A 26,464-nucleotide genomic window follows, 5' to 3' on the forward strand; every position below is an offset into this window, starting at 1 on the left:
AATGTCACGGATCAAGGAGTTCAACCTCCCCGACCTGGGCGAGGGCCTGACCGAGGGCGAGATCCTCGCCTGGCTGGTCAAGGTGGGCGACGTCATCGAGCTGAACCAGCCGATCGTCGAGGTGGAGACGGCCAAGGCGGCCGTCGAGATCCCGGCGAAGTGGGCCGGCCAGGTGCGGTCGATCTTCCACCCGGAGGGCACCACGGTCGAGGTCGGCACGCCGATCATCGCGATCGACACCGACCCGGGCGCCGGGCCGATCGAGGAGTCGACGACCGGTGCGCCGGCCTCCGCGCTGCCCACCCCGTCGGCGGCCTCGCTGGCCGCCGTCGAGGTGGCCCCGACCGAGGGCGCGGTCGAGCCGGGCCTGATCGGCGGTCCCGCCCCGGGTGGGCGTACCGCCGTGCTGGTCGGCTACGGCCCGCGCACCACGGCGGCCAAGCGCCGTCCCCGCAAGGGCGAGGTGCCGGCCCAGGCCACGGCGACCCCGGCCGCGCCGGTGCAGCCCGCGCCGGCTCCGGTCGCGCCCGCTCCGGTCGCCCCGGTGTCGCCCGCCCCGGCGGTCAACGGCAACGGGCGGACCGGCGGGCTGGTGCTGGCCAAACCGCCGGTGCGCAAGCTCGCCAAGGACCTCGGCGTCGATCTGGCCACGCTGACCGGCTCGGGCCCGCTGGGCTCGATCACCCGGGAGGACGTACAGCGGGCGGCGAGCGGGACCCCGGCGGCGGCCGAGCCGCTGACGGTGGCGGCCCCGGCCACGGCGGCCGCGAGCTTCGGCGCGGACCGCGAGCAGCGCATCCCCGTCAAGGGGGTACGCAAGCTCACCGCCGAGAACATGTCCCGCTCGGCGTTCACCGCCCCGCACGTGACGGAGTTCCTCACCGTCGACGTGACCCGGGCGATGAAGGCGCTGGACCGGCTGCGCGAGCGGCGGGAGTGGCGCGACGTGCGCGTCTCGCCGCTGCTGCTGGTCGCCAAGGCGGTGCTGCTGGCGGTCAAGCGGCACCCGATGGTCAACTCGACCTGGGCCGGCGACGAGATCGTGGTCAAGGACTACGTCAACCTGGGCATCGCGGCGGCCACCGAGCGCGGCCTGATCGTGCCGAACATCAAGGACGCCGGCCGGCTGTCGCTGCGCGAGCTGGCGGACGCGATGACCGACCTGGTGCAGACGGCCAAGGCGGGGAAGACCTCGCCGGCCGACATGTCGGGCGGCACGCTGACGATCACCAACGTGGGGGTCTTCGGCGTGGACACCGGTACGCCGATCCTGCCCCCGGGCGAGTCGGCGATCCTGGCCTTCGGCGCGGTCCGCGAGATGCCCTGGGTGCACAAGGGCAAGGTGAAGCCGCGCCAGGTCACCACGCTGGGCCTGTCGTTCGACCACCGGATCATCGACGGTGAGCTCGGCTCGAAGTTCCTCCGCGACATCGGGGACTTCCTGGCCGACCCCGAGGCGGCGCTGCTCGCCTGGACCTGACCGTCCACGACACCAGCCACGGCCGGTGTGCCCAGGGTGAACGCCCGGCACACCGGCCGTTGCCATTGCACGAAGAAACGTTCGGCAATACCCCCGCGTGGCCTACGAATCGTAGGCAGGTGTCTCAGCTCACCTAACAATCGATGGAATTTGGCGGCGTCTTGCGCTTCAATGGAGACATCAGGGGCTGACAACCGAATAGTCGGAGGAGAGACACCATGAGCATGATCGAGCGCATCCGCACCCGCCGCGACGCCACCCGCCGCGCCCGCGCGATCGAGCACGCGCTTCGTTCCGCCAACTCGCCCGCGGTGCGCGAGGAGATCCTCGCGATCGCCCAGCGCCACATGAGCTGACGCGGCACAGACTTTCCTCACCTCCTCCAGATCGATGACCCGCCCGGGCACCCCGGGCGGGTCATCGGCGTTTCCGGGCCCTCAAGACCGGGATTCCACCTCGACCGGACGCCCGGTACGGTGGGGCACGGTCGCCACCCGCCGACCCGGGACACCGATCGAGCCGGATGAGAGCCGATCGTCACCGCCCGGCGACGCGGAGTGACGGCCCGGTGCTCCCCGGACGCCCCGCGCGGTCACCGGATACGGTGCGGGGAGCCCGCACGGCCGATCCGCCGGCGACACCGGCGAGCCCGCCGCCCGGTCCCGGACGGCATCGGCGGCCGACATGTGATGGAGGAGGCGCACCCATGACGTCCGAGGGCCAGCACCGCCCCGGCCAGGAGCCGGACCAGGTGCCGCCGGGCGCCGGTGGACCGGCGCCGTACGGCGACCGGCAGACACAGCAGGACACCGGGTACGGCGACCCCGCCGCCCCGGACCTGGGCTGGGCGCCGCCACCACCGGCCGGCCGGCCGGATCAGGCCGCCCCGGCCTGGGCCGCCGCTCAGGACCAGCCCCCGGCGTGGGCCGCCGCGCAGGACCAGCCCCCGACGTGGGGCGCCGCGCAGGTGCCGCAGCAGGGCGAGCCGGCGCAGCCCGGCCAGTGGGGCGCGCCGCAGCCCGCCTGGGCCGCCCAGTCCGACCAGCCCTCCGCCGCCTGGGCCGCCGCCTCCGTACCCGGCCAGCCCGCCGCGCCGGCCGAGCCGGCACAGCCCGCCTGGGCGCAGCCCGAGCAGGCCGCCCCGGCGTGGTCGCAGCCCGACTCCGGGGCCCGTGGCGCCGCCCGGGTGCCCCAGCCGAACGACGCCTGGCCCGCCTCCGCCGACCCGGCCGCCTCCAGCGGCTGGAACGCCGGGCAGCAGGACCCGGCCGCCAACGGCTGGGCCGCCGCGCCGCAGCACGACGACCCGGCCGGCTCCGGCGGCTGGAACACCCCGGCCCAGGACGACCCGGCCCGCTCCGGCGGCTGGAACCCCGGCACGCCGGGCCAGGACCAGGACGTCGCGGGCAACAACGGCTGGAACGCCGGCGAGGCCGCCTCCCACGAGGTGTCCACTTCGGGCGGTCGGCACGCCGGCGCCGGGCAGCACGAGCAGTCCACCGGCTGGAACGGCGCAGCCACGCCCCAGGAGCAGGCCGACGGCTGGGGTGGCGAGACCCAGCCGCCGCAGGACGACGCCGCCCGCCCCGGCGGGTGGCACCTGCCGTCCACCCAGGACGAGGCGCCCCGGTCCGCCGGCCGCGCCTCCGTACCCGTGCCGCCGCAGCAGCCGGAACAGGCCGTGCCCGCCTGGGCGCAGCCCGACACCGGCGCGCGCGGCGCCGCGCAGGTGCCGCAGCACGACACCCCGGCGGCCGACGGATGGTCCACCGAGGACGACCCGGCGCGCTCCGGCGGCTGGAACGCCGCCCGCACCCCGCAGGACGATCCGGCCCGCTCGGGCGGGTGGAACACCGGCGGCCAGGACGACGTCGCCCGCTCCGGTGGCTGGAACACCGCCGCCCCGGACAACGCCGCCGGCGCCGACGGGTGGAACAACGCCCCGCAGGCGGACGAGCGGTCGCCGCAGGCGTGGGACGCCGCCGGCGCACCGGAGCCGACCCACTGGGAGGCCGGCGCGGAGCAGCAGGCCGCCGACGGTTGGGGCAGTGCCGCGCCGGCCCGCGAGGAGCAGCGGCCGGGCATCGACTGGCCCGCCGCGCAGGAGCCGGCCCGGGCTGCCGGTTCCAGGGGCGCGGCCGCCGTGCCTGCGCCGGACGACCGACCCGAGTCGGGCGGCTGGACGCCCCCGGAGCAGCCCGCCCGGGCGACCGCGTCCGTCGCGGTCCCGGCCGTCCCGCCGGCCTGGGGGGCGGACGCCGACAACCCGTCGCAGCGGGCCGGTGCCGACCGTCCGGCGGTGCCGGACGCCGAGCCGTGGGCGGCCGAGGAGGCCTGGGGCCGCGCCGAGGCCGCGCCCGCGCAGCGACAGGCCGGCGACGCCTGGGAGCCCCAGCGCGCCGACGAGGCCCCGATCTACCAGCCGGCGCCGGCACCCGGCATCTCGCCGGCCAACGTGGTGCCCCTGCCGCCGCAGGAGCAGCGGGTGCCGGGCGCCAGCCTGGCCGCCGCGCCGCCGGCTGACTACGTCTCGCCGGCCCAGTTCGGTGCGGCCGCCGACCAGTCCTCCTTCGAGCCGGCCGGGCGTGCGGACGCGCCGTCGGCGTACGAGCCCGAACGGTCGGGCTGGGGTCCCGGCGAGGAGCCGCAGTCGCCGGCCGGGCCGGTGGTGCCCGGACCGCGTACCTCGCCGGAGGCCGACGGGGCCGGACGCGCCGCCGTGCCGGTTGCCGACGAGTCCGCCGCCGGGCGGGCGTCGGCGAGCGCGTCGGTGCCGCTGGCCAGCCGGGTGATGCCCCCGACCGACCAGGCCCTGCGGCCGGGCGCCACGGGTGCTCCGCAGCCCCGGGTGTACGGCCGGCCGGCCCGCCCGGAGCCGGTGGACGAGCCGGTCGAGGAGCACGACGGCCAGCGGGCCGAGCACCACGCCCCGCCCCGCTTCGCCGACCAGCAGCCGTTCGACGGCCAGCAGTCCTTCGACGGTCAGCAGCGCTTCGACGGTCAGCAGTCCTTCGACGACCAGCAGCGGTACGAGGACCAGGACCGGCGGCGCTTCGAGGAGCCGGAGCGGCCGTCCGGCCCGCCCGGCTTCGGCCCCGAGGCTCCCTCGTCCGCGCCGCCCACCTCGCCGGCCGCGGCGCCGGCGTTCCCGGGCGCCATCCCGGCCTTCGCGGACCCGGCCAGCAACAACCGGCCGATGAACGGAACCCGCCCGCACGGCCCCGCCGACCGCCCGGCCGAGCCGTTCGGTGCCGGCCCGGCCGGCGGCGGTCCGGCCGCCGGTGCGGTCCCCGGTTACGGCCACCCGGCCCACGACCCGGCCCACGGCGCCGGCACGGCGCCGTTCCCGCAGGCGGGGCCGCAGTTCCCGCCGGCCGGGCCCCAGTTCCCGCCGGCCGGGCCGCAGTTCCCGCCGGCCGGGCCGCCGTTCCCGCCCGCGGGTCAGCAGTTCGCGCCCGCCGGCCAGCCCTTCCCGCCGGCCAACCAGCCCGGTCCGGGCGCCTGGCACCAGGATCCGGAGCCCGAGCAGGGACGCTTCAACGCGTTCAAGCCGGACGCGGAGCCGAAGGTCGAGCAGCCGGCACCGAAGGTCCGCAACGGCCGGGTGCTGGCCATGGTGCTGATCGTGGCGGTGCTGATCCTGGCCATCCCGCTCGGCCTGCTCAGCCTGCTGGGCAAGATCGGCGGCGAGGAGAAGCCCGCCCCGTTCAACCCGGCCGTCGGCTCCTGCGTCAAGCAGTCCGGCAACGGCGCGAGCGCGGCGAACTGCGGCGAGCCGAACGCGTTCACCGTGGTCTCCAAGGTCGATGCGAAGGAGAAGTGCGCCGACCCGGCCCAGCCGCACGTGGTGCTGCCGGGCAGCGGCGCCGACCGGGTGCTCTGCCTCAAGCCGGCCGCCAAGTAGCACGTTCCGACGGCGGGGCCACGGTGATCCGTGGCCCCGCCGTCGTATCCGCTGTGGCGTGATCGACCACGCGCGGGGTCACGCCGTGTCGCCGGCCCGGCATCCGGCAGACTGGGGTCATGAGCGCACGCGTACGGGCTCCTGAGCTGCACGGTCGGGGCTGGCTGAACACCGGCGGGCGGGAGCTGAAGCTCGCCGACCTGCGAGGTCGTATTACCGTCCTAGATTTCTGGACCTTCTGCTGCATCAACTGCCTGCACGTGCTCGATGAGCTGCGCCCGCTGGAAGAGAAGTACGCCGACGTGCTCGTCGTGATCGGCGTGCACTCGCCGAAGTTCGAGCACGAGAAGGACCCGGACGCGCTGGCCGCCGCCGTCGAGCGGTACGGGGTGCACCACCCGGTGCTGGACGACCCCGAGCTGGACATGTGGGGCCAGTACGCGGCGAAGGCCTGGCCGACCCTGGCCGTGGTCGACCCCGAGGGGTACGTGGTGGCCACCATGGCCGGCGAGGGCCACGCCGAGGGGCTGACCCGACTGGTCGACGACCTGGTCGCCACCCACACGGCGAAGGGCACCCTGCACCGGGGCGACGGCCCGTACGTCCCGCCGGCCGAGCCGGAGACCACCCTGCGCTTCCCGGGCAAGGCTGTGGTGCTCGACGGTGGCAACCTGCTGGTCTCGGACTCGGCCCGGCACTCCCTGGCCGAGCTGGCCCCCGACGGCGAGAGCCTGGTCCGGCGGATCGGCTCCGGCGAGCGGGGCCGGGCCGACGGGCCGGCCGACGCGGCCAGCTTCGCCGAGCCGCAGGGGCTCTGCCTGCTCCCCGCGCACGTCGCCGAGGTGGCCGGCTACGACCTGGTGCTCGCGGACACCGTCAACCACCTGCTGCGCGGCGTACGGCTCGCGACCGGCGAGGTGGTGACGGTCGCCGGCACCGGCCGGCAGTGGCGTTCCTCGGTCGACGACCACGCGCACGACGCGCTCTCGGTCGACCTCTCCTCCCCCTGGGACCTGGCCTGGTACGACGACAAGGTCGTCATCGCGATGGCCGGCATCCACCAGCTCTGGTGGTTCGACCCGATCCGCCGCACCGCGGGCATGTACGCCGGCACCACGGTGGAGGCGCTGCGCGACGGTCCGCTGCCGGACGTGTGGATGGCGCAGCCCTCCGGGCTCTCCGTCTCGGCCGACGGCACCCGGCTCTGGGTGGCCGACAGCGAGACCAGTGCGCTCCGCTACGTCGAGAACGGCGTGCTGGCCACCGCCGTCGGGCAGGGCCTCTTCGACTTCGGCCACGTGGACGGCCCGGCCGACCAGGCGCTGCTCCAGCACCCGCTCGGGGTGTGCGCGCTGCCGGACGGCTCGGTGCTGATCGCCGACACCTACAACGGCGCGGTGCGCCGCTTCGACCCGGAGACGGACCAGGTCGCCACGGTGGCCGACGGCCTGGCCGAGCCGAGCGACATCGTGCTCACCGCCGACGGTGACGTGCTGGTGGTCGAGTCGTCCGCGCACCGGTTGACCCGGCTGGCGCCGGGCACGCTCACGGCGGCCGGGGCGAGCACCGTGAACGGCCCCCGGCACCAGGTGGAGCGCAAGCCGACGGACGTGGCGGCCGGCGAGCTGACCCTCGACGTGATCTTCACCCCCGCGCCCGGGCAGAAGCTGGACGAGACGTACGGCCCGTCGACCCGGCTGGTGGTCTCCGCCTCTCCGCCGGAGCTGCTGGTCGAGGGGGCGGGCACCACCACCGACCTGTCCCGTCGGTTGGTGATCGATCCGGCGGTGGCCGGCGGGGTGCTCCAGGTGACCGCCCAGGCGGCCACCTGCGACAAGGACGTCGAGCACGCCGCCTGCCACCTGACCCGCCAGGACTGGGGCGTACCGGTGCGGGTGGTCGACGGCGGCACGACGCGGCTGCCGCTGGTGCTGCGCGGCCTGGACGCCTGAGCGGGGCACCAGGCCGCCCCGGGCCGTGGCCTCGGCGGCATGATTCGGTGACCCTTGGAGCGGGATGTCAGACGAAGGGCTTCGGGGTGACGCCCGCGTCGAGCAGCGCGGCCCGCACCAGGGCCGCCGAGGCGACCGCCCCCGGGGTGTCACCGTGCAGGCAGATCGAGCCGACCGCGCACGGGATGACGGTGCCGTCGACCGCGACGACGGTGCGCTCGGTGGCCATCCGTACGGCCCGGGCGGCCACCTCCTCCGGGTCAGTGACCAGCGCGCCGAGCGCGGTGCGGGGCACCAGCGAACCGTTGGGCAGGTAGCCCCGGTCGGCGAAGCCCTCGGCGACCATCCGCAGGCCCGCCCCGACGGCGAGCTGGGCGAGCTTCGAGCCGGGGGCGCAGAGGATCGGCAGCTGGTCGTCGTACCCGCTGACGGCGGCGACCAGGGCGGCGGCCTGCGACTCGTCGACGGCCGCCGCGTGGTAGAGCGCGCCGTGCGGCTTGAGGTAGCGAACCTGGGTGCGGAACAGCCGGCAGAACGCGTCCAGGGCGCCGAGCTGGTAGATGACCTCGTCGCGCAGCTCGGTGAAGGCGTACTCGATGCGCCGGCGGCCGAAGCCGACGAGGTCGCGGTAGCCGACCTGGGCGCCGATGGCCACGCCGCGATCGGCCGCCGCGGCGCAGACCCGCCGCATGGTCGACGGGTCACCGCCGTGGAAGCCGCAGGCGACGTTGGCCGAGGTGACCAGGTCCAGCAGCGCGTCGTCGTCGCCGAGCCGCCAGATGCCGAATCCCTCGCCGAGGTCAGCGTTGAGGTCCATGGAACCTCACCGTAGTCCCTGGCCGGCCCTGCGCGAGTGCGGTCACGTCGTCCACCACGCCGATGACGGGGTACCCGCCGGTGGTGGGGTGGTCGGCCAGGAAGACCAGCGGCTGGCCGTCGGCCGGCACCTGCACCGCGCCGAGCACGATCCCCTCGCTGGGCAGTTCACCGGCCACCGAGCGGGGCAGCGGCGCGCCGGTCAGTCGCGCGCCGACCCGGTCGCCCACCGGGCTGACCGTGTACGGGGTGCCGAACAGCCGGTCGAGCGCGTCCGGGGTGAACCAGTCGGCCCGCGGCCCGGGGCGCAGGGTCAGCCGCAGTTCGCCGGTCGGGGGCCGGCCGACGGTCACGTCCACCGGTGGCGGCGGCCCGGGCCACGGGCCGAGCGGGAGGCGGTCGCCGTCGCGTACCGGGGGTGGGCCGAGGCCGGAGAGGGTGTCGGTGGCCCGGCTGCCGAGCACCGGCTCGACGGCGATCCCGCCGCTGACCGCCAGCCAGTTGCGCAGCCCGTCGCGGGCCGGCCCAATCCGCAGCACCGCGCCGGCCGGCACGGCGAGCGCCCGGCCCACGTCGCCCGGTCGCCGGCCCACCCGGACGTCGGCGTCGGCCCCGGTCACCGCGACCGTGACGGCGCGGGTCGGCCGCAGCTCGCAGCCGGTCAGGGTGATCTCCAGGCCGGCGGCGGAGACCGGGTTCCCCACCAGGCGGTTGGCCAGCGCCAGCGCCGCCGGGTCGAGCGCCCCCGACCGGGGTACGCCGAGATGCGCGTACCCAAGCCGGCCGAGGTCCTGGACGGTGGTGAGCGGGCCGGCCCGGCGTACCTCGATCAGGTCGGTCACGCGGCCACCAGCCGGACCCGGGTGCCCGGGGTGAGCCGGGCCGGCGGGTCGGCGCGCACGTCGAACAGGGTCAACTCGGTCCGCCCGACCAGCAGCCATCCGCCCGGCGAGGCGGTCGGGTAGATCCCCGCGTACGGCCCGGCGAGCGCCACCGACCCGGCCGGCACCCGGGTACGCGGGCTGGGCAGCCGGGGCACCGCCCACTCCGGCGGCAGTCCGGTCAGGTACGCGAACCCGGGCGCGAAGCCGCAGAACGCCACCCGGAACGCGGTCTCCCGCAGCCGTCGCACCACCTCGGGCACGGTCACGCCCCAGTGCCGGGCGACGACGGGCAGGTCCTCCCCGTCGTACACGGTGGGGACCTCGACCTGGGCGGCGGCGGCCTGGGCGGCGACCGGCCGGGGGGTCCAGCCGGCGATCCGCGCGGCGACGGCCGCCGGGTCCGGTACGCCGTCGAGCAGGACGGTCGCCGCGGCCGGGACGATCTCGACAGCGGTCAGCTCACCGGCGGCGCGGCGGCGCCACAGCTCGGCACGCCACGCCTCCACCTGGCCGGGGTCGTCGCAGTCGAGCAGGAGGGCGTGTCGGCCGACGGGTCGGATCCGCATCCCGCCATCCTCCCCGATCGATCCGACGGCCAGGCCCGCGCACGCGCGGCGCGACGGTGACCGGACGCACTACCCGCAGGTAACCTACGGTGCCGTAACCTGTATCCGTGACCACCTCCGCACCGCTCCGGCTCAAGCCGGTCGACATCGGGAAGCCCCGGATGCGCGGCTGGCTGCACACCTACGCCTTCTTCGTCGCGCTCGTCTGCGGCATCGTCCTGTGCGCGATCGCGGCCACCCGGCCGGGCTGGGCCCCCCTGGTGAGCTGCCTGATCTACAGCCTCACCGTCTGCGGGCTCTTCGGCACCAGCGCCCTCTACCACCGGCGGGTGTGGTCCGAGCGGGGCTACCAGATCATGCGCCGGCTGGACCATTCGATGATCTTCGTGTTCATCGCCGGCACCTACACGCCGTTCTGCGCGCTGCTGCTCGACCGCCGGATGGCCACCATCATGCTCAGCGTGGTCTGGGGCGGGGCGCTGGCCGGCGTGGCGCTGAAGCTGGTCTGGCCGCACGCGCCCCGCTGGGTGTCCGCGCCGCTCTACCTGGCGCTCGGCTGGGTCTCGGTGGCGATGCTGCCGCAGATCCTGCACGAGGGCGGGGTGACCGCGCTGGTCCTGCTCGCCGTCGGCGGCGCGATCTACAGCGTCGGCGCGATCTTCTACGCCCTGCGCCGGCCCAACCCGTGGCCCACCGTCTTCGGCCACCACGAGTTCTTCCACGCCTGCACCCTGCTCGCGGCGCTCTGCCACCACATCGCCATCTACTTCGCGCTCTTCGCCTGAGCCCGGGCACCAGCCGGACAGAATGCGGGGCCCCACACCGTTGCGGGGCCCCGACGTCTGCGCGCGGGGATCAGGTCGGGTAGCCGGGGCGGCGCACCTCGCGGTACTCCTCCCGCACCACCCGGTCATCCTGCACCGGCACGACCCGGTCGGCCACCACCCGGTCCTCGCGCACCGGGGTGGCCACCACGGTGCGGCGGCGGGTGTTCCAGAAGTAGAGGGTGGTGAGCAGCCCGGCGACGCCGGCGAGCATCAGCACCCAGCCGACGACGTTCAGGTTGAGCCATCCCAGGTTCGCGTCGATGGCGAACGCGAAGATCGCGCCCAGCGCGATGAGGAAGATGCTGGCACCGATGCCCATGATGTCGCCTCCTTGGCATGTCCACTGGCGTATCCGACCGCCGCGGCCATCGGTGAGCGTGCGGCACACATCGACATACCCAGGCGCCCCGATCGCCAATCAGGCAAGCTGGGCGCATGACGGACGCCCACGCCGAGGAACGGACCCTGGTGCTGCTCCGGCACGCCAAGGCGGAACTACCCGCCGGGGACGCACCGGACGTCGAACGCCGCCTGACCGCGCGCGGGCACGCCGATTCGGCCGCCGCCGGAGCCTGGCTGGCCCGGCACGGCCTGCTGCCCGAGGTGGTGCTCTGTTCGTCGTCCCGACGCACCCGGCAGACCTGGCACGACGTGGCGATGGGCATGACGGGGTCCCCGCCGGAAGGCGGACCGGCGGGGTCGTCACCCGTGGTGCGCTACGAGCCGACCGCGTACGAGGCGCCGCCGCAGGAGCTGCTCGCCCTGGTCCGGGCGGCCGAACCGACGGCCCGGACGGTCCTGCTGATCGCCCACAATCCCGGCATCTCGCTGCTGTCGGCGCTGCTCGACCCGGAACGGGCGGACCCCGAGGGGCTGCGGACCACCGACCTGGTGGTGCACCGGACCGCGACGCCCTGGGCGGACCTGGCACCGGGCGGCGCGGCGATCGTGAACCGCCACACCGCCCGCGGCTGAGCCGGTACGTCTCCCCGGACCGCACCTCCGGGGGCAGACAGCGCGTGGACGACAGCGCGGGCGGCCGGTCAGGACGGCGGCGCGGTGGGCGGCGGCGGGTCGGGCGGCGGCGGCATCATCGCGGTCGGATGGGAGAGGCGGTTCTCCTCCACGATCAGCGTGCGTGCCCGCTTGCGCCGGTCCTGCCAGAACCAGAGCGTGGTGAGCAGTACGGCCAGCCCGGCCAGGATGAAGACCCAGCCGACCGCGCGCAGGTCGATCCACCAGACGTTGGCCCGGATGGCGAAGGCCATGATCGCGCCCAGCGCGATGAGAAAGATTCCGCTACCAATGCCCATGTGCGCTGCACTCCCCCGTGCGGTGGCTTCTGGGCGTGCCCTGACGTGGTCCGCGACGGTTACCCGCCTACCGCCCCGCCTACCAACCCCACCCCCGCCAATCCCACCCCCCGCCCATCCCTGAGCGCACTTTCGGAGAAAGCGTGGCTATCCGAGGCGGAATAGCCCCGCTTTCTCCGAAAGTGCGCGGGTTTCGGGGTGGGGGGAAGGAGATGGCGGCGGCCGGCGAGCAGGTGCTCGCCGGCCGCCGCCGTCAGGGTCGAACCGGGCTGATCGGCCCGGAGGGGATCAGAACGCCTCCTCCGGGAGGTCCATGATCTCCAGGTCGGCGCCCTCGATGATCCGCCGGTCGGAGCCGATGCGGGGCAGCACCTCGCGGGCGAAGAACCGGGCGGCGGCCACCTTGCCGGTGTAGAACGCCTTGTCGGCGGCGGAGACCTCGCCGGCCAGGGCGCGCAGGGCCACGTCCGCCTGCTTCTGCAGCAGCCAGGCGACGACCAGGTCACCGATGGCCAGCAGGAAGCGGCGGCTGCTCAGGCCGACCTTGTAGAGGCTGCGGGTGTCGCCGCCCTGCGCCTCGCCGAGCCAGCCGGTCATCACGCCGAGCATGGTCTGGATCTCGGCGAGCGCCTTGCCCAGCGCCTGCCGCTCCTCCTTGAGCTGACCGTTGCCGCCCTCGGTGGCGATGAACTCCTGAATCTCGCCGGCGACCGCCATCAGGGCCTTGCCGTTGTCCCGGACGATCTTCCGGAAGATCAGGTCGAGGCTCTGGATCGCGGTGGTGCCCTCGTACAGGGTGTCGATCTTGGCGTCGCGGACGTACTGCTCCAGCGGGTAGTCCTGGAGGAAGCCGGAGCCGCCGAAGGTCTGCAGCGACTCGTGACCCAGCAGCTCGTACGCGCGCTCCGAGCCGACGCCCTTGACCAGCGGGAGGAGCAGGTCGTTGACCCGCTTGGCCAGCTTGGTGGCCTTCTCGTCGCCGGCCGCCTCGGCGATGGCGATCTTGTCCTGCCAGCTGGCGGTGTAGCAGACCAGCGCGCGCAGGCCCTCGGCGTACGACTTCTGCAGCAGCAGCGAGCGGCGCACGTCCGGGTGGTGGGTGATGGTCACCCGCGGGGCGGTCTTGTCGGCCTGCTGGATCAGATCGGCGCCCTGCACCCGGTTCTTGGCGTACTCCAGGGCGTTCAGGTAGCCGGTGGAGAGGGTGGCGATCGCCTTGGTGCCGACCATCATCCGGGCGTACTCGATGATCATGAACATCTGCCGGATGCCGTCGTGCTTCTCACCCAGCAGCCAACCCTTCGCCGGCACGCCGTGCTCACCGAAGGTCACCTCGCAGGTGTTGGAGACCTTCAGGCCCATCTTGTGCTCGACGTTGGTGGCGAAGACGCCGTTGCGCTCGCCCAGCTCGCCGGTGTTCTCGTCGAAGTGGTACTTCGGCACCACGAAGAGCGACAGGCCCTTGGTGCCCGGGCCGCCGACGCCCTCGACGCCGACCGGACGGGCCAGCACGTAGTGGACGATGTTGTCGCTCAGGTCGTGCTCACCGGAGGTGATGAAGCGCTTGACGCCCTCGATGTGCCACGTGCCGTCCGGCTGCTGGACAGCGCGGGTCCGGCCGGCGCCCACGTCCGAGCCGGCGTCCGGCTCGGTGAGCACCATGGTGGAGCCCCACTGCTTGTCGATGAAGAGCCGCGCCCACTTCTTCTGCTGCTCGGTGCCCTCGACGTGCAGCACGTGCGCGAAGGACGGGCCGGAGGCGTACATCCAGACCGGGGCGTTGGAGCCGAGCACCAGCTCGGCGAGGGACCACCAGAGCGCCCGCGGGGCGTTGGTGCCGCCGAGGGAGTCGGGGAGGTCCAGCCGCCAGAACTCGGAGTCCATGAACGCCTGGTACGACTTCTTGAACGACTCCGGCAGCGGCGCGGTGTGCGTGGCCGGGTCGAAGACCGGCGGGTTGCGGTCGCTGTCCGTGTAGCTGGCCGCGAGGTCCTCGCGGGCCAGGCGGTCGACCTCGGAGAGGAAGCTGCGGGCGGTGTCGACGTCCAGGTCCGAGTACGGCTCCTGGCCGAACGTCCGGTCCGCCCCGAAGACCTCGAACAGATTGAACTCGAGGTCCCGAAGGTTGCTCTTGTAGTGGGTCATGCTCGCTGGCCCCGCTTCCGGACAGGTGTTACCGATCAGTAACCCCGACTGTATTACTCACCGGTAGCCAGCGACAAGCCGATCAGGGAAGTGACAGCGATTACACACCTGCGGTTCGGCTCTCGTTCGCCGCGCGGCAGGGCGGCGAAGGGCGGGGCGGCTCACGCCTCCGCCGCGCCGACCTCCCAGCTCGGCACGGGTACGGTCGCCCCGGTGGGCGGGCCGGTGTACTCCATCAGGACCAGGGCGATGTCGTCGTCCAGCCGCCCGTGCACCCACTCCACCAGCGCGGTCTCCAGCGAGGCGAGGCCGTCGCCGACCGTGCCGTGCCCGAGCAGCCGCCAGGCCCGGTCGGCGGTCGGGAAGAACTCACCGTCGCGCCGGGCCTCACCGAGCCCGTCGGTGAAGAGCAGCAACCGGTCGCCGGGCTCCAGCCGTTCCACCCGGGGGCGCACCACCGGCATGAACCCCAGCGGCGGGGCGGGCGCCGGCGGCTCCAGCGGGATCACCGCGCCCCGGCGCAGCAGCAGCGGTGACGGGTGGCCGCAGTTGACGATGGTCAGCGTGCCGCCCCGCTCCTCGACCACGGCCGCCGTGACGAAGTCCTCGTCGCCCACGTTGCGGGCCACCGCCCGGTCCAGGTCGGCCACCACCGCGCGCAGGTCGGCCCGCTCGTACGCGACGTGCCGGTACGAGCCCAGCACGATGCTCGCCAGCCGGACCGCGTCCAGCCCCTTGCCCCGGACGTCCCCGATGATCATGCGGACGCCGTACGGGGTGTCGATGGCCTCGTAGAGGTCGCCGCCGATCTCGGCGGTAGCCGTCGACGAGATGTACCGGGCGGCCACCGCGAGGGTGCCCACCTGCGGCCCGAGCGGTCGCAGCACCGCCTGCTGGGCGACCGACGCCAGCTTCGACAACTCGGCGATCTGCTCGCCCTGCCGCTGCCGCAGCGCCGCCACCGCCGCCGCGACCCCGCTGGCGAAGGCGATCCCGGCGAGGTCGACGGCGGTGACCAGCGAGGGGGTGGGTTCGGTCAGCGCGAAACTGGCCCCGAGCACCGCGGCGACCAGGCCGATCCCGAGCACCACCCGCCAGGAGGCGAACGCGGCGGCCAGGATGGGGGCGGCCATCATCAGGGCCACGTAGTGCGCCGCCCGGCCGTCGGCCAGCTCCACCGCCGAGATGATCGTGAGCAGACCGAGGGCCGCGCCGACGCCGGCGCGGGATCCGGGACTCAGCGGGCCACGGCCCGACTGGAAGGCATGCGTGCGTACGAGGGACAGCATGCCTGATGGACGTGAACCGGTGAATGAACCTGACCCCTCGACTGAGGGTGTTCCGACCGGCCGGACGGTCACGGCGAGCCGATCGCCGTCAGCCGAGGACCTCGTACTTCACCGTCAGTTCGCCCAGGCTCACGGAAGCGATGGCCTCGAAGGCGGCGCGGGACAGGTCGAGGCAGCGTCCCTCGATGAACGGGCCACGGTCGTTGATGCGGACGGTCACCGACCTGCCGTTGTCCGGGTTGGTGACCCGGACCCGGGTGTTGAAGGGCAGCGTCTTGTGCGCGGCGGTCAGCGCGTCCGGGTTGAAGGTCTCGCCGTTGGCCGTCATCTGGCCCTCGTCGTAGAAGGACGCGCCGCACGAGCCGCTGTCCACCACGGTGCTCTTCGGAGCGGCCTTCGTCGTCGTCGCGCTCGGCTTCGGCGTGGCGGTGCGGGTCCTGGACCGGGAGGCCGCCTGGGCGGACCGGGTGGCCTGCGGGCTGGCCGTGACGGTCGGCGACGGGCTGGCGGTGGGGGACGCGGTGGCGCTCGGCGAACTGGTGGCGCTGGGGCTGACCGCGGCCGGCACGGTGTCGGCGACGACGGGGGCCGCCGCCTCGCCCGAGGTCAGTTGCACGGCGCCCACGGTGCCGCCGACGGCGAGCACGACACCCACGGCGGCGGTGGCGGCGATGCCGGCCGGCGAGGAGAACATGCGGGTACGGGAGTGCCTACCAGCCACCGGACCGGTCCTTTCGTCAGCTGAACAAACCGGGTCGGACCGTAACGAGAGAAGCACTTCCGACGTCAACGTGATCATGGTGGTATGGCCGGAATTGCAGGGATACGTGTAGCCGATCATCCGACGTCGCGGGGGCCGGACGGGCCAGCGCCGCTCGGCATGGCGACGATGGGTGAGGATGGACGGATGGCCGATGAGCTGCGCCGGCGTCTGACCGAGCTGTTCCGCTGGGTCGATCCGGGGCCGGGCAGCAGTCACCTGGTCAGCGACATCTCCGGCTGGTGGCGCGACCCGCAGGTGCTGGCCGGGCTCGGGCCGGCCCTGGCCGCGCCGTTCCGGGACGCCCGGCCGACCGTGGTGGTGGCCCCGGCCGTCACCGGGCTGATGCTCGGCCCGCTCGCCGCCACCGCCCTCGGGGTGGGCTTCGCGCCGGCACACAAGGCGGGCGACGGGCGACTGCCGGCCGGGCCGCTGACCTGGTCCCGGAGCGATCCCGACTTCCGCGGCCGCCAGGTGGACCTGGCCGTGATGGACCGGCGGCTCGGCCCGGACGACCGGGTGCTGGCGGTGGACGACTGGGTCGCCACCGGGGCGCAGCTGCGGGCGATCCGGGAGATCTGCGCCGTGCGGGGCGCCACCTGGCTCGGCGCCTCGGCCCTGGTGCGGGACTGCCCGCCCGAGGTGAGCCGGGAACTCCGCCTGCACGGGCTGCTCGACGCCGCCCAACTGCCCGCTTGACCTGAAGCGCGCTTCAGGTCAGACGATCGGCGCATGGCCCACGGCATCCTGGACGAGGCGTACCGACGGCTGCACCGCACCGGCCCCGAGTTCGAGGGCTGGCTCTCCAACCACGGACCGATGGCGGTCGAGGCGCTGGTGCGGCACGGCCACGACCGGAGCGTGCACCGCTGGCTGGACGACTACCTGCGCCGGCTCGACGAACTGCCGCGCGGCCGGGGGCCGATCGAGGACTGGCGGGAGGCCCTCGGTGACCCGAAACCCGCCGGCGACTGGCTGGCCCACTTCGACCGGGAGTTGCGCGAGCGCCCCTGGCGCGAGGGGCTGGGCACCTGGTGGCCACGGCTGCTGCCCGGCATCGCGGCCGGCGCGACCCACGGCGTCATCCGGGTCGGCCACGCCGTCCGGGCGCTGCGCGAGGACGGTTCCAGCCCCGACCGGGTGGCCGAGCTGGGCCAGGCTCTCGGCTACTGGGCGGCCCGCTGGCAGCCGGTGCCGGGCCTGCGCCTCGACGCGGCGTCCCGCCCCGACGGTCCCGAGGTGGCCACCGCGCTGGCCTCGGTGCCGCCGGATCGACGATCGCACCGGCGGCATCCGGCAACGGCTGGCGCGGCTGTCGGGCGTACCCGGGTGGGACAGGGCGGTGGCGGCGCCGCGCCCGGCGCGGACGCCCGCCGACGTGGAGCGGGGGCTGGCCGCGCTGGTGCACCGGGCGGCGCTGGACTACCTGCGGTACGGGCACGAGAACCCGGTGATGCTGGTGCACGCGGTGACCGCGCCCACGGCGGTGCTGCGGACCCTGCCGGCGCTCGATCCGGCGCTCTGGGCGCCGAGCCTCACCGCGGCGTGGTCGGCCACTGCAGCGGTGACCGCGGTGTACGCCCCGCCGCGCGGCACGGCCATCCCGGTCGTCACGCCCGGCACCCCGGCGGAGGTGTTCGCCCGGGCCGCCCGGCACGGCGACGCGCACGTGGTCAAGCTGGCCGACGCCGTGCTGGACGCGCACGCGGGGACCGGGCGACGAGCGGGTGCTCGCCGCCGCCGGCTACGCCGGCCAGCTGATCTGAACGAACTCCTCCACGGCGGTGCAGACCCGGCCCAGCACCTCCGCCGAGCGGGCCAGCGGACCGGGCACCAGCATCCCGTGGTGGGCGTCGGGGACCTCCAGCACGTGCGGGGTGAGCCGGCGCGCCACGGCACCGTCCCAGGAGGGGTCGGCGGTGCCGCCGACCAGCAGGACCGGCGCGGTGGCCCGGGCCAGCGCCTCGACCACCTCGGGCCGGTGCAGCAGCGGGGTCAGCCAGACGGCGGCGAGTCCCCGGTCGGCGGCGAGCGGGGCGGCCAGCGACCCGAGCGACTTGCCGACCAGCAGGTCGGTCCGCTCGCCCAGCGCCTGCTCGACCTGCCCGACGACCCACCCGACGGCGGCGGCCGGGCCGTCCCGGTCAGGCGCGAAGCGCTCCGGCGCCGCCCAGGTGATCTCGTGGACGTCGAAGCCCGTCCGCCGCAGCGCCTCGCCGGTGTACGCGAAGAGCGGGTAACGGGTGTCGTAGCCCCGGCCGGGGATGAGCACCGCGCGCCGATCCGCCATGGTCGATCTCCTTCCGCCGGCCCTCACCGTAGCCGCCGATGCCGATTCCCCACGACGGGAAATCGGCGCTGGGTAACGTCGGCAGCATGTGGCCTCGGATCGGTGGACTGCGCACGCTCGCCCTCGGCACCCCGGGGCAGCTGCGGACCAACCTCAACACCCTGGTGCTGGCCGGGGTGAAGACGGCGACCGCCGCCCTGCTCACCGAGTACGCCGAGGAGGGCGAGGAGCTGGAGCACGTCGGCGAACGGCTCGTCCTGGTGGACGGCGTCGACGCCCTCGCCGGGGTCGTCGAAATCACCGGCGTCGAGGTGGTCCGCTTCGCCGACGTTCCGTGGGACTTCGCCCGCGCCGAGGGCGAGGGCGACCGCTCGATCGAGGAGTGGCGGGCGGGGCACGCCGCCTACTGGGCGCGCGTCGGCACCCCGGTCACCGACGACACCGAGATCGCCTGCCTGCGCATCCGGCTGGTCTCCGCCGGGGACGGCGGCGTCGCCACCGGAGACCTCAGCACCTGAGGGGGCCGGGTCAGGCGGTGCGCAGCTCGGGCAGGAGGCGGGTGGCGACGTCCACCAGCACCGCCTCGTCGCCGGCGTACCAGCTGCTGGCCCGGGGCCAGTGCGTGATGACGTCGGTGAAGCCGAGCGCCGCCGCCCGGGCCACCTGCTCGGCGAAGAAGTCGGCGCTGCTCAGTGAGAAGGCCGGCGCCGAGTCCAGCGACAGGTAGCGGTCCACTGTGGCCGGGTCCCGACCGGCGGCGTCCAGCGTCTGGTCCAGCCGGGCGCAGAGCTGCCCGACCCCGTCCCACCAGCTCGTCAGGTCGTCCTCGCCGGTGCCGGTGGTGACCCAGCCCTGCCCGAAGCGGGCCACCAGCCGCATCGACCGGGGACCGTTCGCGGCCACCACGAACGGCACCCGGGGCTGTTGCACACAGCCCGGGTTGTTGCGCGCGTCCACCGCGGCGAACCAGTCACCCCGCCAGGTGACGCCGTCCTCCCGCAGCACCAGGTCGAGCAGCTCGGTGAACTCGCCGAAGCGGTCCACCCGCTGCCGGGGCGGCAGGGTCTCGCCGCCCAGCACCGCCGAGTCGAACCCGATGCCGCCCGCCCCGAGCCCGAGCAGCACCCGGCCGGCCGACACGTCGTCGAGGGCGGTGACCTGCCGGGCGAAGGCCGCCGGGTGCCGGAAGTTGGGCGAGGCGACCAGGGTGCCGAGCCGGATCCGGGAGGTCACCGTCGCGGCGGCGGTCAGGGTGGCCATGGAGTCGAACCAGGGGCCGTCAACGAGGTCGCGCCAGCCCAGGTGGTCGTACGTCCAGGCGTGGTCGAAGCCCCACTCGTCCGCCTGGCGCCAGCGGCGCTGCGACTCCGACCAGCGCTGGTCGGGAAGGATCACGATGCCAATCCGCATGATCGCCAGGGTACGGGCCGACCCGGCCCGGGCCACCCGACCCGGGTCTGTTCATACATCGATCATCTGTATATGATCCGGCGCATGGCGGCGATGCGTGAACCGACCTTCCTGATCCTCACCGCGCTCGCCGGCGGTCCACGGCACGGCTACGGCATCGTCCAGGACGTCGCCGTCCTCTCCGAGCAGCGGGTGACCCTGCTCCCCGGCACCCTCTACACCGCGCTGGACCGGCTCACCGCCGAGGGCCTGGTGGAGCCCGACCGGGAGGAGACCGTGGACGGTCGGCGGCGCCGTTACTTCCGACTCACCTCCGACGGGCACGCCGCCCTCGGCGCCGAGGCCAGCCGGCTGCGCCAGCTCGCCACCGCCGCCGAGGCCCGGCTGCGCGCGTTCCGCCCCGGCACCGCCTGAACCGCCACCACCCGAACCGCGCGGCACCATTCCCCGTCCCGCCAGTCGGCGGGACCGCACCCCGCACCACCCGAGGCGAGACCGAGCCCCCGGAGGGAAGGCCATGGCATCGACCGGCGACCCGCTCGCGCGCCGCTACCGCCGCCTGCTGCGCTGCTATCCACGCGCCTACCGGCGGGAGCGCGGCGACGAACTGGTCGCCCTGCTGCTCGACACCGCACCGCCCGGACGCACCAGGCCACGGGCGCGGGAGGCCGTCGACCTGATCCGGAACGGGATGCGCTGCCGGCTCGGTCGACCGGCCAGCAGCACGGTCGTCGCCTGGGCGGCGCTGGCCGCGGTCGTCTGCGGGCTCTTCAGCGCGGCACTGTCCGCCCGGGTCGCCTGGGAGACCGCCCGACCGCTGTCGGGCCGCGCCGAGACCGGTGCCGTCTTCCGGACCGTGCTGCCCGACCGCACACCGGACGAGATCACCACCCCGTCGACGTTCTTCGGGTACTACACCCAGCCGCTGACCCTGCAAGCGCTGGACAACCTGCTCCTCGGCGACGGCGGGGAGTACCAGCAGACCGCCACCGACGCGTGGGCCGCCGGCCCGCCACCCGCCCCGCCCGAGCAGACGGTCGCGGTCGCCCAGCGTCGGCTCGGGGAAGCCGGCTGGCACCTCGACCAGTCGGCGGCGGAGACCTTCGACAACTGCGCCGACAAGCTCTGCGGCTCCTTCGTGCCGGTCACCTACACCACCCTCGACGCCAGCCGCGGGGACACCCTCCTCACCGTCACGGTCAACTCGCGGCCGGAGCCCGAGTCCCCGTACCTGTCGATCGCCCTGCGCCGCACCACGCCGCCGCTGGTCCTCCCGGCCGCGGTCGCCGGCGGGCTGCTCGGCGCGCTGGCCGGCTGGCTGGTCTTCGGCTGGGCGAGCCGGCGCACCGAGACGCCCCACCCGGCCCGAGCGGTGGTGAAGGTCCTCCTCGGGGCGACGCTCTTCCTCTGGTGGGTGCCGGTCCTGGTGTCCGTGCCGGCGCTGGTGAACCACCACCGGGCCGAGCCGCACCCACAGTGGCACCCGCTCTGGGAGTGGCTGGGCCAGCCGACCTTCTCGCTGTTCTTCCTGGTCGGATCGGTGAGCGCGCTGCTCGGGATCGCCCTGGCCACCCTGCCCGGGCGGGACGCCGACCGGGTGCGGACCCTCGTTGGCGGCTGAGTCTTTGGTCAGCCCGCCAGTTTGATCATCATCCGGGGCAGGTGCGGATCGAGGGTGGCCGGGTCCGCCGCGGCCACCTCGGCGGGTGTCCACCACCGGACGGCCCGGAACTCCCCCGGGTCGGGCGTGAGCGGCTGGTCCCGACGGCCCGCCAGCACGTACCAGAGGCTCACGTCGACGTGCCGGTCCTCGGGCGGGCCGACCGTCGGCGTGACGGTGAGGAAGAGCGGACGTTCACCGGGCTCCGGCGCAAAGACCGCCGGCACACCCAGCTCCTCGACCACCTCCCGGCGTACGGTCTGCGCCGGATGTTCGCCGGGCTCCACGTGGCCGCCGGTGGGTAGCCACCGCCCGGCGTTGCGGTGGTCGACCAGCAGGACGCCGCCGTCGGTGGCGTCGCGCAGCAGGAAGTACGCGACGAGGTGCGGCGACGGGGTGCGGGGCTTCGCCCGCCGGAAGACGTCGTCGGTCGCCGCCAGCCAGTCCAGGCACTGCGCCCGGTGCGCCGCCTCCAGCTCGTCGAGCGGTGCGATCGACTCGACCAGCGCCCGGATCTCGTCCAGCACCCGCATGGCGGGTATCCTGCCAGTCACCCTCGGCCCGCGGTGTCCGCCGCGGCCCGGACGAACTCGCGTACCCGCTCGGTGGTGTTGGTCTCCCGCCAGACCGGGCCCCGCCGGATGGGCGGCGCGTCGTGGATCGGCACGTAGGCGACGTCCGGGCGCGGGTAGTACCGCCGGGTGTGCTCGCCGACCGGCAGCACGCCACGGCCCATCGCGACCAGCGAGAGCATCTCCGAAAATGTGTTGCCGACCGGTCCTGTCGGCACCGGGCGTCCGGACGGCGTGCGGTCCGGGGTGCGGTCACGTTTGAACTCCGCCGAGGTCACCGCCGGGTACTGCACCACCGGGTGGTCGGCGAGCACCTCCAGGGAGACGGACTCCGCGCCGGCCAGCGGATGCCCGGCCGCCACCGCCAGCACCCGGCCCTCCGACAGCAGCGCCGGGCCGTTGGCCATGTCGTCGAACGGGTACGCGGCGATGAGCACGTCGATCGAGCCGTCCACCAGGCTGGACCGGGAGTTCGCCAGCTGGGCCTCGTGGACGTGCACCTCGCAGTCGGGGTGCCGCTCGCGGAACAGGTTGACCGCGCGGAGCAGCACCGGCGCCGTCCACTCGCCGAGGAAGGCGACCCGCAGCTCGCCGGTGACGCCACGCCCGGCCTCGACGGCCCGCCGTACGGCGTCCTCCATCCCGGCGACCAAGGGTCGCAGGTCGTCGGCGAGCCGGTGGCCGATCGGGGTGAGGCGGACGACCCGGCTGGTGCGCTCGAAGAGCGGCGCGCCGATCCGCCGTTCCAGCTTCTTCACCACGTGGCTGATCCGCCCGGTGGTGACCCGCAACCGCTCGGCGGTCCGCCCGAAGTGCAGCTCCTCGGCGAGGGTCAGGAAGGTCTCAACCTCGTGCCGCTCCAGCAACCCCGGCTCCCATCGTTGAATCCGGTTCAACGATCGTAGTCCGATCGCGGCTTGGTCGCGTTCCCCGCTCCGACCAGGCTGGAAGCCGGCAGGGAAATCGCTACGCCGAGGAGCGCGCAATGAGTACGACCACCGTCACCGAATACCTCGCCGGGCTCGACGAGCCACTGCGGGAGGTCGCCGCGAGGCTGCGGCCGGTCATAGAGGCGGCGCTGCCCGGCGCCACCGGCGCCATCTGGCACGGCCACCCGGTCTGGGGTCGCGGGGACCGGCCGGGACCGGACCCGGTCTGCCTGGTCAAGGCGTACCCGTCGTACCTGACCTTCGGGCTCTGGCACGGCCAGCAGGTCGACGACCCGTCGGGCCGGCTGCTGCCGGGCGCCCGGTCGATGGCGTCGGTGAAGCTGCGGGCCGCCGACGAGGTCGACCCGGCGCTGTTCGGCGACTGGCTGCGCCAGGCGTACGCCCGGGAGGCGGCGTGACCACCGTACGGGTGACCGGCTTCGACCATCTGGTGCTCACCGTCGCCGACGTCGAGCGCGCCTTGGCGTTCTACTGCGGACCGCTCGGCCTGGCCCCGGTACGCGTCGACGAGTGGCGGGCCGGCACGGTGCCCTTCCCCTCGGTGCGCGTCGACGCCGGAACCATCATCGACCTGGTCCACGGTCGGCGGGGCTCGGCGAACGTCGACCACTTCTGTCTGGTGGTCGCGCCGCTCGACTGGCACGAGGTGATCGCCGCCGGTGCCTTCGACGTGGTGGAGGGGCCGGTGGGCCGGTTCGGCGCCCAGGGCTCGGCCACCTCGCTGTACGTCCGCGACCCGGACGGCAACGTCGTCGAGCTGCGCTGGTACCCGCACGATTGATCAACGCCCGTGGGGTGGTGACGGGCGCGGCCTGAGCCGCGCCCGGCCCCCGGCACGTCGGCCGGGCCGGTGCATCGCCTCAGCGGTGCTGGACGATCTGGATCGGGTTGCCGTCCGGGTCGGCGGTCCAGGCGATCAGGAGGCGGTCGAGCCAGGGGTGCGGCGCGGCGAGGGCGGGAGCGCCGTCGGCGATGAGCCGGGACCAGGCGGCGGCGGTGTCGTCGGTCCAGAGGATCACGGCGGCCCGCTGCCCATCGGGCACCGGATCGAGACCATGGTCGTCCTGGATGGAGCGGACCGACGCGATACCGATCCGGTAGCCGTCGAGCGTCAGGTCGACGTGGATCGGCTCGCCGTCGGTCGGCACCCGGAAGGTCTCGGTGAAGCCCAGCCGCGTGTAGAACGCCACGGCGCGCGGGACGTCGGCGCTGAAGAGAACAATCTGCGGGGTGCGGAACACCGACACCGCCTTCCTTTGACTAGCCGACGAAGATGCAGAACGGGTGACCGGCCAGATCGGCGTAGACGCGGAGCGGCTCGTCGGGGTCGTCGCTGCGGTCGTACAGCAGCCGACCACCGAGGCGCATGACGCGCTCGTGCTGCACCTGCAACTCCTCGACCGACGCCACGGTCAGGTCGAGGTGCAGCTGCTGCGGCACCCGGTTCTCCGGCCAGGTCGATTCCGGCAGCTCGTCGACCTGCTGGAAGGCCAGCTGGGGACCGCCGTCGGGATTCCTCAGCACGAGCCAGTCGCGTCCACGCTCATCCGCGTGCCCCGCTTGCGGCGGCTCGTCACCAGGCCGGTAGACGAGGCCCAACAGAGATCGGTAGAACTCCGCGAGGGACCTGGCGTCAGTGCAGTCGAGAACCACTGAACACAGCCTGGGCACGCTTTCCCGGTCGACCATATCGATCACCTCCGCCGCCATTCTGCCGGCTGCTACGGTCACTCCGGTGATCGAGGAGCTGACGCGCAGATATCTCCGAGCGGTCGATCAGGCACTGCCCGGCTACGTGCGACAGCTCTACGTCGTCGGGTCCGCCGCGCTCGGCGCCTGGCAGCCCGGCGCCAGCGACGTCGACACGGTGATCATGACATCGCGCCCGGCGACCGCCGAGGACCTGGCCCAGCTCGCGAAGATCCACGCTGAGATGCCTCGGTCACCCCACTTCGACGGGGTCTACCTCGAGCCCACGCTGGCGCGGTCCTGGCCGACCGACCGGCGGCCCGTGCCGTTCCTGGTCAACGGCGAGTTCACGACCGACAAGCCCTGCGGCGAGCTCACGCCGGTGCTGTGGCTGACCTTGCAGCGGTACGGCATCCCGGTCCGCGGCCCGGCCGTCGCAGAGCTGGGGGTACGAGTCGATCCGGAGCAGTTGCGCCGCTACAACCTCGACAACCTGCGTGACTACTGGCAGTCGACGGTGGCGACCTTCCCGTCAGAGGTGGCCGGCGTGGCCCCCGACACGGCGGTGGACGGCAGGATCGTCCCCTGGTTCGTGCTCGGACCTGCGCGGTTGCATTACACGCTGGCCCACGGTGACATCATCTCGAAGGCCGCCGCAGGCGCGTACCTCGCGCAGTTGTTCCCCGAGTACGCCGATCTCGCGCACCGAGCGGTCCGCTGGCGCGCGGGCGAAGCGGAACGGTTCACCGCCACAGACGTTGTCACCGCAGGCAACAGCGTCGACGCGGTGGCCGACGACGCCTGGCGTCGCTTCGGACACTGAGACACTCCCGCCGCGCGCAGAGCGCCGCCCGAGGCAGCTCTGCTCAGCCGTGCCTGGTCAGACCTGCCTGCTCGTCGGCCTCGGCCTCCGGCAGTCCGGACGCCTGCAGCAGCTCGCTGACGGCGGCGCGCAGCTGTGCCACGACGGCGTTCCCGGAGAACTCCAGGCCTTCGGCGCATGCCTCGTCGGCTTCCTCGATCGCCTGCAGTGCTCGGGCGCGCGTCGGCTCCGGCTCCCGTCCGGCGAGGAAGTCACGATGCAGCAGCCTGAGCGCCGCGCCGAGGTGCTCGATCGCGGCTGGGAGGCTGGCCGGCACCGACTCGCCTTGGCGGATGGTCGTCACGATCCACCGCATCATCTCGCGGCCGCTGGTGTAGACGTTGTCGAAGTGTTCGACAGCGTACTGATACCGGCGAATCATGCCCAACCGTCGCCTGCGCCAGGGTGAGAGGATGGCGACCTCCTGCGCTGCGCCAATCATCTCCGCCGTCTGTTGTCTTCGTGCCTTGCCTGCGGTGAAGGCGCGGAGGGCTTCATCGGCCCGCGTGAGGTCACGGCCGGCCAGCGCCCGCGCCGCGGCGGTGAGTTGACCGGCGAACAGATCGGCCGTGGGACCGGCCGCGCGGCGCACGACACGCAGCGGGTTGAGCGGCAGGATCAGCAGTGCCACGGCGAGTGCGGCGACGCCACCGACCAGAGCGCTCGTCGTTCTCGGCACCGCCAGATCCGGTCCCCCTGTCACCAGTCCCAGCAGTACGGCCGTGCTTCCTGCCTGCGCCATGGCGGCGCCGCCGCCCCGGAACAGGACCGCCACCGAGATGGCCAGCGCCACGACCAGACCGGTTCGCGCCGGCCCTGTTCCGGTGAGCCGGATCAGCCAGTGCCCGACGAGAGCCCCCACCACCACCCCGGCGATGAGTTCACCCGATCGCCTGACCCGTTTACCGATGGCTCCCGCTATCACGCCGATCGCCACGGCGGGTGCGAACAACGGCTGCTCGTTGTCCAGGACACTGTCCGCGACGAACCACGCCAGGCCGGCCGCCAGGCCGGCCTGCGCCGCCACGATCAGGTACGTGCGAAGTCGGTCGTACGTCTCGCGGCCGCTTCGCCGCACCGTCTCCCGAGGCGTAC

At 74.0% G+C, this 26,464-nt stretch carries 29 protein-coding genes; 14 read left to right on the forward strand and 15 right to left on the reverse strand.

From position 1 onward, the window contains the following. The first annotated feature begins 1 nt into the window (after position 1). From GA0074696_RS02220 to GA0074696_RS02230, 4 genes are all read left to right on the forward strand, one after another. Entirely contained in the window at positions 2-1,480 is a 1,479-nt protein-coding gene (locus GA0074696_RS02220) for a dihydrolipoamide acetyltransferase family protein (RefSeq protein WP_088959544.1), read from the forward strand. Positions 1,481-1,698: 218 nt separating this feature from the next. Continuing rightward, a complete protein-coding gene (locus GA0074696_RS31085) occupies positions 1,699-1,836 on the forward strand; it encodes a hypothetical protein (protein ID WP_172894132.1) in 138 nt (45 codons plus the stop codon). 350 nt (positions 1,837-2,186) lie between these two features. Beyond that, positions 2,187-5,384: an LppU/SCO3897 family protein gene (locus tag GA0074696_RS02225; RefSeq protein ID WP_088959545.1), complete on the forward strand. Its 3,198-nt coding sequence runs from the start codon at positions 2,187-2,189 to the stop codon at positions 5,382-5,384. 119 nt (positions 5,385-5,503) lie between these two features. Next, entirely contained in the window at positions 5,504-7,336 is a 1,833-nt protein-coding gene (locus GA0074696_RS02230) for an NHL domain-containing thioredoxin family protein (RefSeq protein ID WP_088959546.1), read from the forward strand. A gap of 67 nt (positions 7,337-7,403) precedes the next feature. Here GA0074696_RS02230 and GA0074696_RS02235 read toward each other — a convergent pair whose 3' ends face one another. Genes GA0074696_RS02235 through GA0074696_RS02245 form a run of 3 tightly spaced genes read right to left on the reverse strand, consistent with a single transcriptional unit; the run spans position 7,404 to position 9,602 of the window. Next, positions 7,404-8,153: a LamB/YcsF family protein gene (locus GA0074696_RS02235; protein ID WP_088959547.1), complete on the reverse strand. Its 750-nt coding sequence runs from the start codon at positions 8,151-8,153 to the stop codon at positions 7,404-7,406. After that, positions 8,137-9,093 (reverse strand): 5-oxoprolinase subunit C family protein, encoded by a 957-nt coding sequence (locus GA0074696_RS02240; RefSeq protein ID WP_088959548.1) that lies wholly within the window; start codon positions 9,091-9,093, stop codon positions 8,137-8,139. The genes GA0074696_RS02235 and GA0074696_RS02240 overlap by 17 nt, the downstream gene beginning before the upstream one ends. Next, a complete protein-coding gene (locus GA0074696_RS02245; protein WP_088959549.1) occupies positions 8,991-9,602 on the reverse strand; it encodes a 5-oxoprolinase subunit B family protein in 612 nt (203 codons plus the stop codon). Before GA0074696_RS02245 ends, GA0074696_RS02240 begins: the two co-directional genes overlap by 103 nt. 107 nt (positions 9,603-9,709) lie before the next feature. Between GA0074696_RS02245 and trhA the strand changes: the two genes are divergently transcribed. Beyond that, entirely contained in the window at positions 9,710-10,387 is a 678-nt protein-coding gene (gene trhA / locus GA0074696_RS02250) for a PAQR family membrane homeostasis protein TrhA (RefSeq protein ID WP_088959550.1), read from the forward strand. 70 nt (positions 10,388-10,457) lie between these two features. On the opposite strand, the gene GA0074696_RS02255 is transcribed toward trhA, so the two are convergent. Next, entirely contained in the window at positions 10,458-10,748 is a 291-nt protein-coding gene (locus GA0074696_RS02255) for a DUF6458 family protein (RefSeq protein WP_088959551.1), read from the reverse strand. 116 nt (positions 10,749-10,864) lie between these two features. Between GA0074696_RS02255 and GA0074696_RS02260 the strand changes: the two genes are divergently transcribed. Then, positions 10,865-11,404, forward strand: a complete 540-nt coding sequence (locus GA0074696_RS02260) for a SixA phosphatase family protein (RefSeq protein ID WP_088959552.1) — start codon at positions 10,865-10,867, stop codon at positions 11,402-11,404. 68 nt (positions 11,405-11,472) lie between these two features. Here the strand turns inward: GA0074696_RS02260 and GA0074696_RS02265 are convergent, their stop codons facing one another. From GA0074696_RS02265 to GA0074696_RS02280, 4 genes are all read right to left on the reverse strand, one after another. Continuing rightward, positions 11,473-11,742, reverse strand: coding sequence for a DUF6458 family protein (locus GA0074696_RS02265; protein ID WP_088959553.1), 270 nt, complete (start codon positions 11,740-11,742; stop codon positions 11,473-11,475). Positions 11,743-12,030: 288 nt separating this feature from the next. Beyond that, positions 12,031-13,887 (reverse strand): acyl-CoA dehydrogenase, encoded by a 1,857-nt coding sequence (locus GA0074696_RS02270; RefSeq protein ID WP_088959554.1) that lies wholly within the window; start codon positions 13,885-13,887, stop codon positions 12,031-12,033. A gap of 161 nt (positions 13,888-14,048) precedes the next feature. Beyond that, positions 14,049-15,176, reverse strand: coding sequence for a PP2C family protein-serine/threonine phosphatase (locus GA0074696_RS02275; protein WP_088959555.1), 1,128 nt, complete (start codon positions 15,174-15,176; stop codon positions 14,049-14,051). Between the two features lie 88 nt (positions 15,177-15,264). Next, complete coding sequence (locus GA0074696_RS02280) at positions 15,265-15,897, reverse strand: septal ring lytic transglycosylase RlpA family protein (protein WP_172894134.1); 633 nt, start codon at positions 15,895-15,897, stop codon at positions 15,265-15,267. A gap of 186 nt (positions 15,898-16,083) precedes the next feature. Between GA0074696_RS02280 and GA0074696_RS02285 the strand changes: the two genes are divergently transcribed. Both GA0074696_RS02285 and GA0074696_RS31600 read left to right on the forward strand, forming a co-directional pair. Beyond that, a complete protein-coding gene (locus GA0074696_RS02285; RefSeq protein WP_088959557.1) occupies positions 16,084-16,635 on the forward strand; it encodes a phosphoribosyltransferase in 552 nt (183 codons plus the stop codon). Between the two features lie 33 nt (positions 16,636-16,668). Beyond that, positions 16,669-17,697, forward strand: a complete 1,029-nt coding sequence (locus tag GA0074696_RS31600; protein ID WP_231925232.1) for a questin oxidase family protein — start codon at positions 16,669-16,671, stop codon at positions 17,695-17,697. Here GA0074696_RS31600 and GA0074696_RS31605 read toward each other — a convergent pair. Continuing rightward, positions 17,681-18,226, reverse strand: a complete 546-nt coding sequence (locus GA0074696_RS31605; RefSeq protein WP_088959558.1) for an alpha/beta fold hydrolase — start codon at positions 18,224-18,226, stop codon at positions 17,681-17,683. The genes GA0074696_RS31600 and GA0074696_RS31605 overlap by 17 nt on opposite strands. Positions 18,227-18,312: 86 nt before the next feature. Between GA0074696_RS31605 and GA0074696_RS02300 the strand changes: the two genes are divergently transcribed. Beyond that, positions 18,313-18,744 carry an ASCH domain-containing protein gene (locus GA0074696_RS02300; protein ID WP_088959559.1) on the forward strand — a complete coding sequence of 144 codons (432 nt, stop codon included), beginning with the start codon at positions 18,313-18,315 and terminating at the stop codon, positions 18,742-18,744. A 10-nt stretch (positions 18,745-18,754) separates the two neighbouring features. Here GA0074696_RS02300 and GA0074696_RS02305 read toward each other — a convergent pair whose 3' ends face one another. Then, positions 18,755-19,636: an LLM class flavin-dependent oxidoreductase gene (locus GA0074696_RS02305; protein WP_088964309.1), complete on the reverse strand. Its 882-nt coding sequence runs from the start codon at positions 19,634-19,636 to the stop codon at positions 18,755-18,757. A gap of 93 nt (positions 19,637-19,729) precedes the next feature. On the opposite strand from GA0074696_RS02305, the gene GA0074696_RS02310 reads away from it, so the two are divergent. Together GA0074696_RS02310 and GA0074696_RS02315 are read left to right on the forward strand one after the other, a co-directional pair. After that, entirely contained in the window at positions 19,730-20,050 is a 321-nt protein-coding gene (locus tag GA0074696_RS02310; protein ID WP_088964310.1) for a PadR family transcriptional regulator, read from the forward strand. Positions 20,051-20,153: 103 nt separating this feature from the next. Continuing rightward, a complete protein-coding gene (locus GA0074696_RS02315) occupies positions 20,154-21,257 on the forward strand; it encodes a cytochrome b family protein (protein ID WP_088959560.1) in 1,104 nt (367 codons plus the stop codon). 8 nt (positions 21,258-21,265) lie between these two features. Here GA0074696_RS02315 and GA0074696_RS02320 read toward each other — a convergent pair whose 3' ends face one another. Together GA0074696_RS02320 and GA0074696_RS02325 are read right to left on the reverse strand one after the other, a co-directional pair. Continuing rightward, on the reverse strand, positions 21,266-21,829 hold the full coding sequence (locus GA0074696_RS02320; protein WP_231925233.1) for an NUDIX hydrolase: 564 nt from the start codon (positions 21,827-21,829) through the stop codon (positions 21,266-21,268). A 17-nt stretch (positions 21,830-21,846) separates the two neighbouring features. Beyond that, positions 21,847-22,734, reverse strand: coding sequence for a LysR family transcriptional regulator (locus GA0074696_RS02325; protein ID WP_088959561.1), 888 nt, complete (start codon positions 22,732-22,734; stop codon positions 21,847-21,849). Between the two features lie 119 nt (positions 22,735-22,853). On the opposite strand from GA0074696_RS02325, the gene GA0074696_RS02330 reads away from it, so the two are divergent. Continuing rightward, positions 22,854-23,216, forward strand: a complete 363-nt coding sequence (locus GA0074696_RS02330; RefSeq protein WP_088959562.1) for a DUF1801 domain-containing protein — start codon at positions 22,854-22,856, stop codon at positions 23,214-23,216. Beyond that, positions 23,213-23,599 (forward strand): VOC family protein, encoded by a 387-nt coding sequence (locus GA0074696_RS02335; RefSeq protein ID WP_088959563.1) that lies wholly within the window; start codon positions 23,213-23,215, stop codon positions 23,597-23,599. The genes GA0074696_RS02330 and GA0074696_RS02335 overlap by 4 nt, the downstream gene beginning before the upstream one ends. 79 nt (positions 23,600-23,678) lie before the next feature. Here the strand turns inward: GA0074696_RS02335 and GA0074696_RS02340 are convergent, their stop codons facing one another. Then, positions 23,679-24,065 (reverse strand): VOC family protein, encoded by a 387-nt coding sequence (locus tag GA0074696_RS02340; protein WP_157745762.1) that lies wholly within the window; start codon positions 24,063-24,065, stop codon positions 23,679-23,681. Between the two features lie 13 nt (positions 24,066-24,078). After that, the gene (locus GA0074696_RS02345) at positions 24,079-24,528 is read right to left on the reverse strand and encodes a VOC family protein (RefSeq protein ID WP_231925234.1); all 450 of its coding nucleotides are present in this window, start codon (positions 24,526-24,528) and stop codon (positions 24,079-24,081) included. A gap of 25 nt (positions 24,529-24,553) precedes the next feature. On the opposite strand from GA0074696_RS02345, the gene GA0074696_RS02350 reads away from it, so the two are divergent. Continuing rightward, complete coding sequence (locus tag GA0074696_RS02350; protein WP_157745764.1) at positions 24,554-25,330, forward strand: nucleotidyltransferase domain-containing protein; 777 nt, start codon at positions 24,554-24,556, stop codon at positions 25,328-25,330. Positions 25,331-25,373: 43 nt separating this feature from the next. Here the strand turns inward: GA0074696_RS02350 and GA0074696_RS02355 are convergent, their stop codons facing one another. Continuing rightward, a complete protein-coding gene (locus GA0074696_RS02355) occupies positions 25,374-26,396 on the reverse strand; it encodes an FUSC family protein (protein WP_231925235.1) in 1,023 nt (340 codons plus the stop codon). Positions 26,397-26,464: the final 68 nt, after the last annotated feature.

The organism is Micromonospora purpureochromogenes (genome assembly GCF_900091515.1).
Classification (GTDB): domain Bacteria; phylum Actinomycetota; class Actinomycetes; order Mycobacteriales; family Micromonosporaceae; genus Micromonospora; species Micromonospora purpureochromogenes.